Origin of the sequence: Chitinophaga barathri (assembly GCF_003807585.1) — a bacterium.
Classification (GTDB): domain Bacteria; phylum Bacteroidota; class Bacteroidia; order Chitinophagales; family Chitinophagaceae; genus Chitinophaga; species Chitinophaga barathri.
The window spans coordinates 60,652-75,375 of record NZ_RMBX01000012.1; the positions used below are offsets into that span (position 1 = coordinate 60,652).

Genomic DNA, 14,724 nt, shown 5'->3' on the forward strand with positions numbered 1-14,724 from the left:
TTCGTTTGTTAAACCCGGCTTGAAGAAGCCATTTGTTAGTCCATTTTTCTTTAATCTTTTAAACCCCTCATGTCAAAAATGAAACATTTGAAAAACGTTCTCCGGCTGACCGCAGCCGCAGTTGTTATGTTAACCGTATCCTGTCAAACCCAGCATGAATTAGTAAAACCGATCAAGTACAATTTCCTGGAAAACCTGGACCCGGATTCTGTACTGATCCTTTGCCCGCCGCCTTCCGGCGGCAGCGTGACGCAGCAAAGCGGCACCTGGAACGGGAACCTGATACGGTATGGCCAGTCCCTGCAAGTGCAGAAATTACCACAGGTCGATAACAGATAACCTATTAAAACAGGAGCGGAAGAGTGGTCCTTCTGCTCCTGATATTTAAAAATGAGGGATTGGGCTGTTGATTTTACCGGCCCGCGCTCCGTTTTTGATGCTGTTCCTATTTTTTTTGTGCCATGTGTTCCGGATGCGCTATTTTTGTCCTCTATTAACCCCACACCCCTTTTAACTACACCTACACATATTGTTTTCCTGAATTGCCGGTTCCTTATAACGCGGTACGTATTCACTATTAAACTCCCTGTTATGAAATGGATTAATCCCATCAAACTTTTATTGTTACCTGTAGTTTTGTTTGCCCTGGCATCCTGTAAAAAATATCCTTCCCCGGGCTGGCATTGCCCTCCTGTACCGCAATGCCCGGTAGCATCTATTGTAAAGACGAACGAGAGCCTGCCCTTTTGTTACGTGCAGAGGAATTACATGAATGTGCCCGTGAAACTTGAATATTATGAAAGAAGTGTAGCCGGCGCTATTTATGAGGGAGTACTGGATGTGCATTACCAGGGCAGGAAACTTTACCTGACAGATGTTGTGACGCAGGATACGGTACTGGCAGTGAAGCTGGACGAATGCGGCCGCCCGGTACAATCTTTTTTTGCGGAAACAATGCACCTTCCCGGCGTACCGGTATCGTCCCGCTATTTTTACAATGCACAGGGCCGCCTGAGCAGGTATGAGTCGATTGAAGGAGATTTGGGAAGCGCCCAAAATTTCAGTTATGACCAGCGGGGTAACCTGTTGAAAATATCCGCCGCGGGAGATCTTGCGTTCGAGTATACGTATGACTATGCCAGGCCTGTGGAGAAAGGAACCGTGACGTATGCGGAAGTCAGGGAAAGACGGATGAACCCGCTGACAATGCTGGAATACCTCGGCCATATTGACCTGATGCCCCGTAACCTGCGCCTGACTTCAAGATCATGGATAGGTGACTACCAAACAGCTTCCTTTGCCTACAGCAATCATGTGTTCAGCGGCCAGCGGCTGGTAAGTTACGAGGGGGACGGTACCTTTGCGTTAACCTGGAGTTGTCAGAAAACGCCTCCGCGTAAATAAATACTGCCATTGCAATCGTGAACCTGGTCAGGGGCATTTTTGCCCCTGACAGTACCATTTGAGTGGAGATTTCCGAACTCCCTTTAATACAATCACAGGATAATACGTATTCTAAAAAAGATAATATTCAATGTATGCCTTTCTGCTGCGATTTTGCTGTCATTCCGGTTTTCCCGGCCCGTTTTTATTTTTCATTGAACCCACAAATACGTAGTTTAGTACTTTGAATTTCGTGTTCGGGAACTATATGGCAAAACAAAGCAAAAAAACTACAATACAACCCGCCCCGGCAGCTCAACAGGAGGAAATGATCGAAGTGTACGGAGCCCGGGAGCATAATCTTAAAAACGTGGATATCCGCATTCCGAAGAACAGCCTGGTGGTGATCACCGGCATCAGCGGCAGCGGCAAATCTTCCCTCGCATTCGACACCATCTATGCCGAAGGGCAGCGCAGGTACATGGAGAGTTTCTCCGCCTACGCCCGCCAGTTCATCGGCGATATGGAAAGACCGGATGTAGATAAGATCATGGGCCTTTCGCCCGTTATCTCCATTGAGCAGAAGACCACGAACAAGAACCCCCGTTCCACCGTCGGCACCATCACCGAGATATACGACTTTCTCCGTCTCCTTTACGCACGCGTGGGTGAAGCCTATTCCTACAACACGGGTAAACGTATGGCGCGTTTTTCCGAAGAGGAGATCATGGCCCACATCTTCGCCAATTTCCCTAAAAAGAAACTGGTAGTACTCGCTCCCCTCGTGCGCGGCCGCAAAGGCCACTATCGCGAACTGTTTGAGCAGGTACGCAAGCAGGGTTACCTGAAAGTGCGGGTGGATGGTGAAGTGCTGGACCTGAAGGAACGTATGCAGGTGGACCGTTACAAGATCCATGACATCGAGCTGGTGATAGACCGTGTGCAGGTGCAGGACGATGCACGCACCCGCATCAGCCAGAGCGTGCAGAAAGCCCTGCAGATGGGCAAAGGCCTGATGTTTATCATGGAGCACGACAGCAACAAGGTGAAACAATACAGCCGCCAGCTGATGTGCGAGGACACGGGTATTTCCTACGAAGAACCTTCTCCCAATACCTTTTCCTTCAATTCCCCTTATGGCGCCTGCCCTCGCTGCAAAGGCCTGGGCACCATTTACCAGATCGATATGGACGAGGTATTGCCGGACCGCAGCAAATCCATCAGCGACGGCGGACTGGTGCCGCTCGGCGAAGCCAGGGATACTTTTACTTTCAAACAGATACAGCAGCTCTCCAAAAAGTATAAATTTTCCCTCACCGCCCCCATCGAAAAGATACCGGAAAACGCCATGAACGTGCTCCTGTTCGGCGATGAAAACGGTAAGCTGGAAGTAGATATGGGCTTTGAAGAAAACGGCGCCGAAACCTACGCCACGGAATACGAAGGCGTGGTGAACATGGTGCGCCGTTATTTCAACGACACCTCGTCCGACGCGGTGCGCAACTGGGCGGAAGGGTTTATGAAACTCTCCACCTGCCCGGAATGCAATGGCGCCCGCCTCAAAAAAGAAAGCCTGATGTTCAAGGTAGACGGGCAGAACATTTCCGAGCTGGGCGAAATGAACCTCAGCAAGCTGGCCGTATGGTTTGCGGACATAGAGAAACGGTTAGACAAGAAGCAGAACGTGATTGCCAAAGACGTGCTGAAAGAGATCCGCGAGCGCCTCGGCTTCCTGCTGGACGTGGGGCTCACCTATCTCACGCTGAACCGCGCCACGCGCACGCTCAGCGGCGGGGAAAGCCAGCGTATCCGTCTTGCCACGCAGATCGGTTCCCAGCTGATGGGCATCACTTACATTCTTGACGAGCCCAGCATCGGCCTGCACCAGCGGGACAATATGCGGCTCATAGACGCGCTCCGCAACCTGAAAACCATGGGCAACACCGTGATAGTGGTGGAGCACGATAAAGACATTATGCTGCACGCGGACCACCTGATAGACATCGGGCCGGGCGCGGGCATACACGGCGGCAGCATTGTGGCGCAGGGCCGCCCGGAAGAAATGCTGAAGCTGGATACCGCCACCGCGGGTTATCTCAACGGCATCCGCGAAATACCCATTCCGGAGAAACGACGCAAAGGCAACGGCAAGTTCCTGGAGCTGAAAGGCGCCACGGGGAACAACCTGAAGAACGTGACACTGAAGCTCCCCCTGGGTGTATTCACCTGCGTGACGGGCGTGTCCGGCAGCGGTAAATCCACCCTCATCAACGAAACCCTTTACCCGATCCTTTCCAAACATGCCTACGATTCCAAACTCGTACCGATGCCCTACAAAAGCATCAAGGGCCTGGAGGAGATAGACAAGGTGATTGAAATAGACCAGAGCCCCATCGGGCGTACCCCGCGGAGCAATCCCGCCACTTACTGCGGTTTCTTTACGGAAATACGCCAGTTATTTGCAGCGGTGCCCGAAGCCAAGATCAGGGGGTACAACGCCGGGCGTTTTTCCTTCAACGTAAAAGGCGGCCGCTGCGACGTTTGCGAAGGCGCCGGTGTACGCGTGATAGAGATGAACTTCCTGCCGGATGTGTACGTACACTGCGAAAAGTGCAACGGCCGCCGGTACAACCGCGAAACCCTTGAAATACGTTATAAAGGCAAATCCATCAGCGATGTGCTGGACATGACGGTGGAGGAAGCCGTTGAGTTCTTCCAGCCTGTGCCTTATCTTTACCGCAAGATCAAGACCCTTCAGGATGTGGGGCTGGGTTATATCACGATCGGCCAGAGTGCTGTAACCCTTTCCGGTGGCGAAGCCCAGCGTGTGAAAGTGGCGACCGAACTGTCCAAAAAAGATACCGGCAAAACCATTTACATCCTCGACGAGCCTACCACGGGCCTGCACTTCCAGGACATCCAGCTGCTGCTGAACGTACTGAACAAACTCGTGGAACGCGGCAATACGGTGCTCGTGATAGAGCATAACCTGGATGTGGTAAAAGTCGCGGATTACGTGGTGGACCTGGGGCCGGAAGGCGGTGAAGGCGGAGGCCGGATACTTTGCACCGGTACACCCGAAGAGGTTGCCCAATGCAAAGATTCCCATACCGCCCTGTTTTTGAAAAAGGAATTAAAGAGATAGGCGGCTGTGCCAACAAATTTCTGTATGAAATATTTTTTGCTGATAGCATGTTTTGTCACGGTGCTCATGGCCTGCGACGATGATACCAAGGTCTGCGACCTGGATACGCGCACGGAAGCGCGCGCCCGGTTCCGCTGGCAGGACCCTAACAATAACAACGTGGAGGAAGATACCACGATGCCCAAGGTGACACTGTTTGCGCTCAACAAAGACAGTATTTACAAAAAACAAACCGGCCTCAGCGGGATGCAGTTCCAGCTGGACAGGCTGACGGACAGCAGCAAGTTCTATTTCCAGACGGATTCAACCAGGATAGCAGATACAATTACCTTTTTCTACACGCGCCAGCCGCACTTTATTTCCGCGGGCTGCGGGGTAGTGATGTATTTTAATATCGACACGGTGTATTCCACCCAGCATGTTATAAAATCTTTAGTGATCTCCAGTAAGCAAGTAACGGAAGAAAATGAAAATACGATCATACTCCATTTTTAGTGCGCTGCTGCTGTGTGTAGCAACCGCCACGGCCCAGTCCAAAAAGGATTCGGTGAAAACCGTGATGCTGGAGGTGCCCGCCGGCCTGCGCGTAGGAGTGGACCTGACCCGCTTTGCCATTCCTTTCTTCCAGCCGTACCGCAGGGACGCTACTGTTGTGCTGGACGCCCGGTATAACGACAGGATCTATTTCGCGGCGGATATCAGTTATAACCGTACGAGCCATTCGGATTCCAACTACACCTATAAAGGCAGCGGCGTGGGTATTTCCATCGGCGCGAACTACAACCTGCTGAAAAAACAGATACCCAAAGAGAACTTTATGCTTTATGGCGGGTTCAAATATGGTTTTTCATTGTTCAGTTACGAGATACCCAGTTACACCATTCACAGTACATATTGGGGGAATTACCAGGGCAGCATGCCTTCCGTGACCAAAACGGGGCATTGGGTGGAGTTGTCGCTGGGGATAAAGGTGGAGGTTTTAAAGAACCTGTATCTTGGCTGGAGCCTTCATGAGCGCATCCTGTTGAACAGTGCGGTGGCGAAAAGCGATTTCCCTCCCCTGATCATTCCGGGTTACGGCAAGGGGTATAAGGGCAGCGCTTTTGATATGCAATACACGATCTCCTATCTTTTCCCGATGTGGAAGGTGAAGCAGCAAATGAAGCTCAAATGACGTTGTAACCGCGTTTTAAAAACAGAATAATCCGCTTCTCAGGCATAAAAAGACCGGCCCGGTAACATTCATTGTCACCGGGCCGGTTTGTTATTGGGAGAACTTTGGAGCGCCCGCCTTTCGGAGGCGCCGGGTTCTTAGCTGTCGAATTCTTCGGGTGCCTTGTCATCGTTGCCGCCGCCGCCACGGTCATAACCGCCACCGCCGCTGCCACCACGGTCGTAACCGCCGCCACCGCGATCGTAGCCACCGCCGCCGCTTCCGCCGCGATCGTAACCACCACCGCCACTGCCGCCACGGTCAAAACCACCACGGCCGCCACCGCCGCGATCATATCCACCGCCGCCGCTTCCGCCACGGTCAAACCCGCCGCGTCCGCCGCCGCCACGATCGTAGCCACCACCGCCGCTTCCGCCGCGATCATAACCACCGCCGCCGCCGCCACGATTGAAGCCGCCGCCACCGCCACCGCGGTTGAAGCCACCGCCTCCACCGCCACGGTTGAAGCCACCGCCTCCGCCAGGACGGCCGCCGCCGCCACCAAAACCACGACCACCGCCGCCGCCAAAGCCGCCACGGGGTTGTTTTTTCTCGATCCCCCAGAGGTAACCTTCCCTGAAACGGATGATGCCCCGGTTGTCCGCCCCGTATTTGCCCCAGGCAAAACCGCTGCCTACGGGTTTATTACGAAGGTCGCCGATCACGTAGTTAAAAGGCAGCTGTTTGGCGAATTCCGCCAGTTCAGCATCTTCTGAGTAACGGGCCTCGTCGCGGGAAATTAACCCGTCATCGCGGTTCCAGATGTCGTTCACCACTATTTCGTGCACTACGTCTATGCTGGATTTTTTGATCTCTTTGCCGTATTCATGCAGCTGTCCCAGGAATTCGGTGATGTTTTCGGACTGTTTTACCACTACGGCGGGGTCGTTGCACACGTAAAACACGTTGCCCCAGGTGCCGTTGCGGTCCACGTCCAGTACCCAATAGTTGCCGTACCCGTCTCCCGCGATGCGGATAGAGTTGGGGATGAGGTTATAAAGGTCAAAATCACGGGTGCCATCGAAAGTGATGGCGTCCAATCCGTAAAAAAGGAACCCGCTGCTGAATTGCAGCAACTCCCTGATGTCTTCCGGTATATTTCTGGTGCGGAGTTGTTTGGCGATATTGTCAATTTCGGAGTCGGAAAGTCCCGGCATCAGCTCTACCGAGTATTCCTCTTTCTGATGCGTTTGGTACTTTTCGTGCAACATCGCATTCAGTTGTTCGAGTGGCGTCATGTGTTTGAATTATCTATATTATGTTAAGCTCTGATCATTTCTATATGCGGAATATGATCTTCCAGGTACATCTCACTGCTCTGTACGAAACCCAAAGATTCATAAAATTTCTGTAAATACAACTGCGCCCCAATCTTGATGGGGATTTTCCCCCAATTGGATTCCACCCCGGCGATGGAAACTTCCATCAATTCCCGGCCAAAACCCTTTCCCCTGGCGGATGGAGAAGAAATGACCCGCCCAATCGAGGCCATATCGAATTTAACGCCTGGAGCAAACAACCTTGTGTAGGCGACCAGTCCATGCTCGTTTACCCCCTGTAAATGCAGCGCTTTCTGGTCATAATTGTCCATATCCAGGTAACAGCATTGCTGCTCCACCACAAATACCTCGCTGCGGAGCCGTAATACCTGGTATAGTTCCTCGTTGGTTAGTTCAGTAAACGTTTTGATACTCCAGCTGATTCCCATGACACGAATAAACTTTAAGATAAAATTACAACCTTTGGGGTTTGTTTTATGAAAGAGAGTGCCGAAATTGGTCCTCGGAAACCTCCCCCGTTAATGATGAATAGTAGTATGCAGCCTTTTCTGTCCCTGGAACACATAACCGTGCGCAACCAGTCCGTCACTCTTTTCCCCGATCTTACCTGGCATATCCGCTCCGGCGAGCACTGGGCTATTACCGGGAAAAGCGGCTCCGGGAAGACCAGCCTTCTACATACAATTCTCGGCAAAAATAATGTGATCAACGGCAGTATTCGGCATTATTTTTACGACCGCTACCGGGAAACGCACGAAATTACCGATCCATACTTCAATTATCGCCGCTTAATAGCCATGGTAGGGCATCACCATGATTTTAAAAATTTGTCGCACACCTCCGATTTTTATTATCAGCAGCGTTTCAACAGTATGGATTCCTCCGATGCACCGACAGTAAACGAATACCTGGACGGCCAGGTGGCCGACCCGGCGCTGGAACCGTTGCAGATCGGGCATCTCCGGGAAAAGGAGCTGATCAAGCTCTCCAACGGTGAAACCCGCCGCGTGATGATAGCCCGGGCGCTGCTGCAAAAGCCGGAACTGCTGTTGCTGGACAATCCCTTTATTGGCCTGGATGTACAGAGCCGCAAAGCATTTCACGGGATCGTGGACCATGTGGCCGCTTCAGGCGCCACGGTGGTGCTGGTCACTTCCCCCACAGAGATCCCTCAGAGCATCACCCATGTGCTGAGCCTGGAAGACGGTCGTGTAGCCGGCACCTTTACCCGGGAAGCCTTCCTGGCCCAATATGAACCCGAAACACCCGCGCCGGTACTGGAAATGGACCTGGCCCTGCTCCGGCAGCTCACCGCCGATGCACAGCCCCGCGAATACGGGCACATCGTGCAAATGGAGGACATTCACGTAAAATACGGCGAAAATACCATCCTCGACGGAATAAACTGGGCCATCCGCCCGAACGAAAAATGGGCGCTGCTGGGGCCTAACGGCTCCGGGAAAAGCACTTTACTGAGCCTGATCAACGCGGACAACCCGCAATCCTACGCCAACCGCATCAGCCTGTTCGACCGGCGGAGAGGCAGCGGAGAGAGCATCTGGGACATCAAAAAGAAGATCGGTTTTGTATCCCCCGAGCTGCACCAGTACTTCCACTCGAACGCTACCTGCCTGCAGGTGGCCGGCTCCGGCTTTTACGACACCATCGGCTATATGCGCGCCTGCACCCCCGGACAGCTGGAAAAAGCCCGCGGCTGGATGCAGCTGATGGAAATTAACGGACATGCAGACACGCAGTTCAAACAAGTGCCCGAAAGCGTGCAGCGCCTCGTGCTGCTGGCCCGCGCGCTGGTGAAGAACCCGCCGCTGCTCATCTTCGACGAGCCCTGCCAGGGGCTTGACGCACACCAGAAACTACATTTCAAACAAGTGATCGAATCCCTCTGCGAATACCTCCCCGTAACCCTGATCTATGTGACGCATTACGAGGAAGAACTACCCGCGCCTGTGAACCGTTTTTTACGCATCCGCAATGGGAAAATGATCTAATTTCAGATACCTTTATCTCGTCCTTTTAAAAAACCTACACTATGCACCCGAACAATCGGCCCCTCGTACTTGCATGCCTGTTCCTCTGCGCCGCCATGGCCGCCCTCGTGGCCGGATGTACCAGCAAGGCCAAGGAAGTGAACCCCGCTTTTGCGAAATACATTGCCGCCTATACCACCGGCGTTATTTCCAAACAAAGCGCCATCCGCATCCAGCTGGCCGGAGAAGTGAATGTAACCCACGCCCAGAATGAACCCGTGGCGGACGATGTATTCTCCTTTTCCCCTTCCATCAAAGGCAAAGCCTTCTGGGTAGACGCCACCACGCTGGAATTCAGGCCGGACCAGAACCTGGAGCCGGGCAAAACCTACGAGGCGAAGTTCAGGCTGGGCAAAGTGATGACGGTACCGTCGGACCTGAAAGTGTTTGAGTTCGGCTTCCAGGTGATAAAACCTTCCTTTGAGGTGGAGCTGATGGGCCTGAAAAGCGCCAATAACAGCAAAGACCGTATGAATTTCTCCGGCGTGGTATATACCGCCGACGCGGAAGATGTACAGGCGGTGGAAAAACTCATCGCCGTAAAATACGACGGATCCAAAACCAATATTACCTGGCAGCACGATGTGGCGCAGCGCACCTATAAATTCACCATCGGCAATATCATGCGCAAACCGGTGGCGGCAAAAATGCATGTGAGCTGGAACGGGCAGAGCATCGGCTCGGACCTTAAAGACGACCGCGAGATAGAAGTGCCCGCCATCGGGGATTTTAAAGTGCTGGACATCAAGCCGGTGTATGACCCCGAAGATTATGTACTGGTGCAGTTCAGCTGCCCGCTGAACGGCTCGCAGAACCTTGACGGCCTCATCGGCATCAGCGGCCTGAGCGAGCTGCGTTATACCATAGACGGCAGCGAGGTACGGGTCTATTCGCCCGAGCGGCTGGAAGGAAATTATACCGTGGTGGTGAACGAAGGCATCCAGAGCGCGTTTGACGACCGGCTGGACAAATCCTTTACCGGCAGTGTGAACTTCGAGAACCGGCAGCCTTCCGTGAGCATTCCCGGCAAAGGCGTGATCATGCCGCAAAGCGGGAAACTCGTGATGCCCTTTGACGCCGCCGGCCTGAAAGCCGTGGACGTGATCGTGGTGAAGATCTATGAAAACAACATCCCGCAATATCTCCAGCGAAATAACCTCAACGGCGACGAAGAGCTGCGCCGTGTAGGCAGCCCCGTGGTACAGAAAACCATCCGGCTGGATGCGGACAAATCCGTGAACCTGCACAAACGCACCCGCTTCAGCCTGGACCTGGAACAGCTGGTGAAAACTGAGCCCGGCGCCATTTACCGCGTCACCATCGGGTTCAGGAAAGAATACGCGATGTATAGCTGTCCTGATGATAAAACGACCGATGAAGAAGAAGCGCAGGAAGAGGAAGAAGAATATTACGGGGAAAAGATCGACGGGGATGATGCCTTCTGGCGCCGCTACGACAGCTATTATCCTTACGGTTACCGGTGGAGCGACAGGGACAATCCCTGCACCAATTCCTACTACAACAAAGAACGCTGGGCTTCCCGGAACATCATATCCTCAAACATCGGCCTGATCGCCAAACGCGGCAACGACAATACCATGGTGGTGGCCGTTACGGACATCCGCGATGCGAAGCCGATCTCCGGCGTGGAACTGGAGCTGCTGGATTACCAGCAGCAGGTGATCTTCACCAGCCGCAGCGATGGGGACGGTTTTGCGAAATTTGAACTGAAACGCAAACCATACCTGCTCGTAGCCAAAAAAGATACCGAGCGCGGTTACCTGAAGCTGGACGACGGCAGTTCCCTGCCCCTCGGCCGTTTTGACGTAAAAGGCGAAGAAGTACAGCAGGGCATGAAAGGGTTCCTGTATGGGGAACGTGGCGTATGGCGGCCGGGAGATTCGCTGTTCCTCACGTTTATGCTGGAAGACAAAGAAGGCAAACTGCCGCCGAACCACCCGGTAATGCTGGAGCTGTACAACCCGAAAGGCCAGCTGTACAAACGTCTCAACCAGCATATTTCCCTCAACGGCGTGTACAACTTCCACACCATGACCGATGCGGACGCACCCACCGGCAGCTGGCTGGCGAAAGTAAAAGTAGGCGGCGCGATCTTCACCAAAAACATCCGTATCGAAACCGTGAAACCCAACCGCCTGAAAGTGCGGCTGGACTTTGGGAACCAGACCTCGCTGGTGAAAGACGAAAGCCCGAAAGGCACGCTTACCGCCGCCTGGTTGTTCGGCGCGCCGGCCCAGAGCCTCAAAGCGAAGGTGGACGTGTCCCTCACCTCCTCCAGGACGGCCTTCCCCAAGTTCGACGGTTATTCCTTTGACGATCCCACCGAACGTTTCAGCACTGAAAATAAAACCATCTTCGATGCCAGCCTGAATGACGAAGGCGTGGCGCCGGTATCCGCCAGTATCCCTGTGGGCGAACGCGCGCCGGGTGTATTAAAAGCAAACTTTGAAGTAAAAGTATTTGAGCCCGGAGGCGATTTCAGCATCGACCATTTCTCCATGCCGTACCACGTATTTGATTCCTACGTGGGCGTGGCCGCGCCGGAAGGCGACCGCCTCACCGGCATGCTGACAACCGATAAAGCGCACCAGGTAAGCATCGTGAACGTAAACGCGCAGGGCAAGTACATCGGCGGCACCCGCGAAGTGGAAGTGCAGCTGTACAAGATCCGCTGGCGTTGGTGGTGGGACGAAAGCGATAACGACTACAGCAATTTCACCGACGATAATTACAACCAGCTTCTACAAACACAAACCGTGACGCTGCAGAACGGTAAAGGCACCTGGCCGCTGCTGATCCGTCAGCCTGAATGGGGCCGTTACCTCATCCGTGTAAAAGACAAGGAAAGCGGGCATATTACCGGCCAGAGCGTGTACATAGACTGGCCGAACTACGCGGAACGACTACAGAAGGAAAACCCCGCGGAGGCCGCCATGCTTGTGTTCACCTCCAATAAAACAAAATACAACGTAGGGGAAGACATCGTGCTCACCATCCCCAGCAGCGAAGGCGGCCGCGGCCTGATCAGCATTGAGTCCGGCAGCAAAGTGCTGAAAACGGACTGGATAGGCACTGAAAAAGGTCAAACGGTGTACCGCTTCAAAGCAGAGAAAAACATGGCGCCGAACATTTATGTGAACGTGAGCCTGCTGCAACCGCACGCACAAACCGCAAACGACCTTCCCATCCGCATGTACGGTACCATTCCCGTGCTGGTGGAAGATCCGAATACCATCCTCAAACCCGTGATCAGCCTGCCCGCCACGCTGCGGCCCGAGACGGGGGCATCCATTTCCGTAACGGAATCCACGGGCAAAGCGATGACGTATACCATCGCCATCGTGGATGAAGGTTTGCTGGATCTCACCCGTTTCAAAACACCTGACCCGCACAGCGCATTTTATGCCAGAGAAGCGCTGGGTGTAAAAACCTGGGACCTGTTCGATTACGTGATAGGCGCCTGGGGCGCGGACCTGGAGCGGATACTGAGCATTGGCGGTGACGAAGGGCTGAACAAAAATGCCAGCACAGCCAAAGCCAACCGCTTTAAACCCGTGGTGCAGTTCATGGGCCCCTTCTACCTTAAAAAAGGAGAAAAACAAACACATAACTTCAAACTTCCCCCTTATATCGGTTCCGTGAAAGCTATGGTGGTGGCGGGCCAGGAAGGCGCTTACGGCAATGCGGACAAAACCGCTTCCGTGAAAAAGCCGCTCATGCTGCTGGCTACCGTGCCAAGGGTATTAGGCCCCGGCGAAACGATCCAGTTGCCCGTAACCGTGTTCGGTCTTGAGCCGCACGTACGCCAGGCGAATGTGACGCTTTCTTCCAATCCATATTTCGAGGTAGTGGGCGAAAGCACCAAACAGGTGAGTTTCCCGAAACCGGGTGAGCAGGTCGTTTATTTTGACGTAAAGATCAGGCCACAGGTGGGCATCGGCAAGTTCAAGATCATTGCCACCAGCGGGAAAGAAAGAGCGGAAGAAAATGTAGAGCTGGACGTGCGCAACCCGAACCCGTACCTCACCAATGTAGTAGAGCATACTTTGGAACCGGGCGCATCGTGGAATACGAACTTTATGCCGGTGGGCATGACAGGCACCAATACCGGTGTGCTGGAAGTATCCACCATTCCCGCGCTGAACCTTGGCAAACGCCTTGAATACCTTATAGAGTACCCGCACGGCTGCGTAGAGCAGACCACCTCCGGCGTATTCCCGCAGTTGACACTGGGCAACCTGATGGACCTTACAGACCGGCAGAAAGCGCAAATAGACCGCAATATCAAAGCGGGCATCAACAGGCTGAGGGGCTTCCAGCTCACGGACGGCGGCATGGGTTACTGGCCGGGCGCCAGCTCCGCCGATGAATGGAGCACGAACTACGCCGGTCATTTTATGCTTGAAGCGCAGACCGCGGGTTATTCCCTGCCGCCGGGCTTCCTGGACCAGTGGAAAAAATTCCAGCGGAACAGGGCGCAGAGCTGGTCACCGAGCAGCTACACCTATTACGGAGGGGACCTGGTGCAGGCTTACCGTCTTTTCCTGCTGGCAATGGCTAAAACGCCCGAACTGGGCGCGATGAACAGGCTGAAAGAATTCCAGCATTTGTCTATCCCCGCCCGCTGGCGCCTTGCGGCCGCGTATAAAATGGCAGGGCAGACGGAAGCGGCCAACGCACTCATCAAAGGCCTCAGTACCAACATAGCGCCTTACACACAATTGAGCGGTACCTTCGGCTCAGACCTCCGCGACAAAGCCATGATACTCGAAACGCTCACCATCATGGGCCAGCGCAGTACCGCAAACAGCCTGCTGAAACAGGTGGCCGCGGAACTTGGTAAAGAATCCTGGTACAGCACACAAACCACCGCGTATTCACTGGTAGCCATCGCGAAATTCTGCGGGGTGAACAAAGGCAGCAAAATGGCTTTCAGTTATACGCTGAACGGCACGCTGGGCAATGTGAACGCAAGCTCATACCTCTCGCAGACGCCGGTGGCATTCAAACCCGGCACAGGCACCGTGAGCATACAGAACAAAGGGCAGAACGTACTGTACGCACGCCTGATCCTGCGCGGGCAGCCGGAAGCGGGGCAGAACCCCTACGCGGACAACAATCCCGAGATACTTTCCATGAACGTACAATACAACACGCGCAACGGCAAACCGCTCAACCCCGACCTGCTGAAACAGGGCACGGACTTCGTAGCCACGGTGACGATCCGCAACCCCGGCAAACGCGGCTTCTACGAGCAGATGGCGCTCACGCAGGTGTTCCCTTCAGGCTGGGAGATCATCAATACCCGCCTCATGGGGAACGACAGCACGGTCACCTCATCGCCTTACACTTACCGCGATATCAGGGACGACCGCGTGTTCACTTACTTCAACGTGGAAGAATCAAAAACGGTGACTTACCAGGTGCTGCTGAATGCGGCGTACCTGGGCAGGTATTACCTGCCCGCCGCCTCCTGCGAAGCGATGTACGACAACACCATCCATGCATTTGTGCCGGGCAAGTGGGTGGAAGTAACGAAATGATCAGATCACTTTTAACAAGGCCGGCAGGTAAGGGGTTGTGATCCTTTACCACCGGCTTTGTAATTTTTTACAGGAACAAAGAATGATGCCG

At 53.8% G+C, this 14,724-nt stretch carries 9 protein-coding genes; 7 read left to right on the plus strand and 2 right to left on the minus strand.

Translation table 11 applies throughout. The features are described 5' to 3' along the window. The first annotated feature begins 78 nt into the window (after window positions 1-78). The 5 genes from EG028_RS20675 (at window position 79) to EG028_RS20695 (ending at window position 5,702) form a co-directional block, all read left to right on the plus strand. Entirely contained in the window at window positions 79-339 is a 261-nt protein-coding gene (locus EG028_RS20675; protein WP_123864740.1) for a hypothetical protein, read from the plus strand. A 252-nt stretch (window positions 340-591) separates the two neighbouring features. Next, window positions 592-1,404: a hypothetical protein gene (locus tag EG028_RS20680; RefSeq protein ID WP_123864741.1), complete on the plus strand. Its 813-nt coding sequence runs from the start codon at window positions 592-594 to the stop codon at window positions 1,402-1,404. Window positions 1,405-1,711: 307 nt separating this feature from the next. Then, on the plus strand, window positions 1,712-4,528 hold the full coding sequence (uvrA, locus tag EG028_RS20685) for an excinuclease ABC subunit UvrA (RefSeq protein WP_241559184.1): 2,817 nt from the start codon (window positions 1,712-1,714) through the stop codon (window positions 4,526-4,528). Window positions 4,529-4,552: 24 nt separating this feature from the next. Continuing rightward, window positions 4,553-5,023, plus strand: a complete 471-nt coding sequence (locus EG028_RS20690) for a DUF6452 family protein (protein WP_120518243.1) — start codon at window positions 4,553-4,555, stop codon at window positions 5,021-5,023. Further along, window positions 4,995-5,702 (plus strand): DUF6048 family protein, encoded by a 708-nt coding sequence (locus tag EG028_RS20695; RefSeq protein ID WP_120518244.1) that lies wholly within the window; start codon window positions 4,995-4,997, stop codon window positions 5,700-5,702. The genes EG028_RS20690 and EG028_RS20695 overlap by 29 nt, the downstream gene beginning before the upstream one ends. A 137-nt stretch (window positions 5,703-5,839) precedes the next feature. Here the strand turns inward: EG028_RS20695 and EG028_RS27780 are convergent, their stop codons facing one another. Together EG028_RS27780 and EG028_RS20710 are read right to left on the minus strand one after the other, a co-directional pair. After that, the gene (locus EG028_RS27780; RefSeq protein ID WP_162946591.1) at window positions 5,840-6,979 is read right to left on the minus strand and encodes an SMI1/KNR4 family protein; all 1,140 of its coding nucleotides are present in this window, start codon (window positions 6,977-6,979) and stop codon (window positions 5,840-5,842) included. A gap of 23 nt (window positions 6,980-7,002) precedes the next feature. Beyond that, a complete protein-coding gene (locus EG028_RS20710) occupies window positions 7,003-7,449 on the minus strand; it encodes a GNAT family N-acetyltransferase (protein ID WP_120518245.1) in 447 nt (148 codons plus the stop codon). A 93-nt stretch (window positions 7,450-7,542) separates the two neighbouring features. Here EG028_RS20710 and EG028_RS20715 point away from each other — a divergent pair, with 93 nt between their 5' ends. Continuing rightward, complete coding sequence (locus EG028_RS20715; RefSeq protein WP_241559185.1) at window positions 7,543-9,030, plus strand: ATP-binding cassette domain-containing protein; 1,488 nt, start codon at window positions 7,543-7,545, stop codon at window positions 9,028-9,030. A 41-nt stretch (window positions 9,031-9,071) separates the two neighbouring features. Next, a complete protein-coding gene (locus EG028_RS20720) occupies window positions 9,072-14,633 on the plus strand; it encodes an alpha-2-macroglobulin family protein (protein WP_120518246.1) in 5,562 nt (1,853 codons plus the stop codon). The last annotated feature ends 91 nt before the right edge of the window (window positions 14,634-14,724 follow it).

Coding starts and splice junctions, on each gene's coding strand:
- EG028_RS20720 (WP_120518246.1), top strand. CDS start 9,072: ATGCACCCGAACAATCGGCCCCTCGTACTTGCATGCCTGTTCCTCTGC.
- EG028_RS27780 (WP_162946591.1), bottom strand. CDS start 6,979: ATGACGCCACTCGAACAACTGAATGCGATGTTGCACGAAAAGTACCAA.
- EG028_RS20690 (WP_120518243.1), top strand. CDS start 4,553: ATGAAATATTTTTTGCTGATAGCATGTTTTGTCACGGTGCTCATGGCC.
- EG028_RS20680 (WP_123864741.1), top strand. CDS start 592: ATGAAATGGATTAATCCCATCAAACTTTTATTGTTACCTGTAGTTTTG.
- EG028_RS20715 (WP_241559185.1), top strand. CDS start 7,543: ATGATGAATAGTAGTATGCAGCCTTTTCTGTCCCTGGAACACATAACC.
- uvrA (WP_241559184.1), top strand. CDS start 1,712: ATGATCGAAGTGTACGGAGCCCGGGAGCATAATCTTAAAAACGTGGAT.
- EG028_RS20675 (WP_123864740.1), top strand. CDS start 79: ATGAAACATTTGAAAAACGTTCTCCGGCTGACCGCAGCCGCAGTTGTT.
- EG028_RS20695 (WP_120518244.1), top strand. CDS start 4,995: ATGAAAATACGATCATACTCCATTTTTAGTGCGCTGCTGCTGTGTGTA.
- EG028_RS20710 (WP_120518245.1), bottom strand. CDS start 7,449: ATGGGAATCAGCTGGAGTATCAAAACGTTTACTGAACTAACCAACGAG.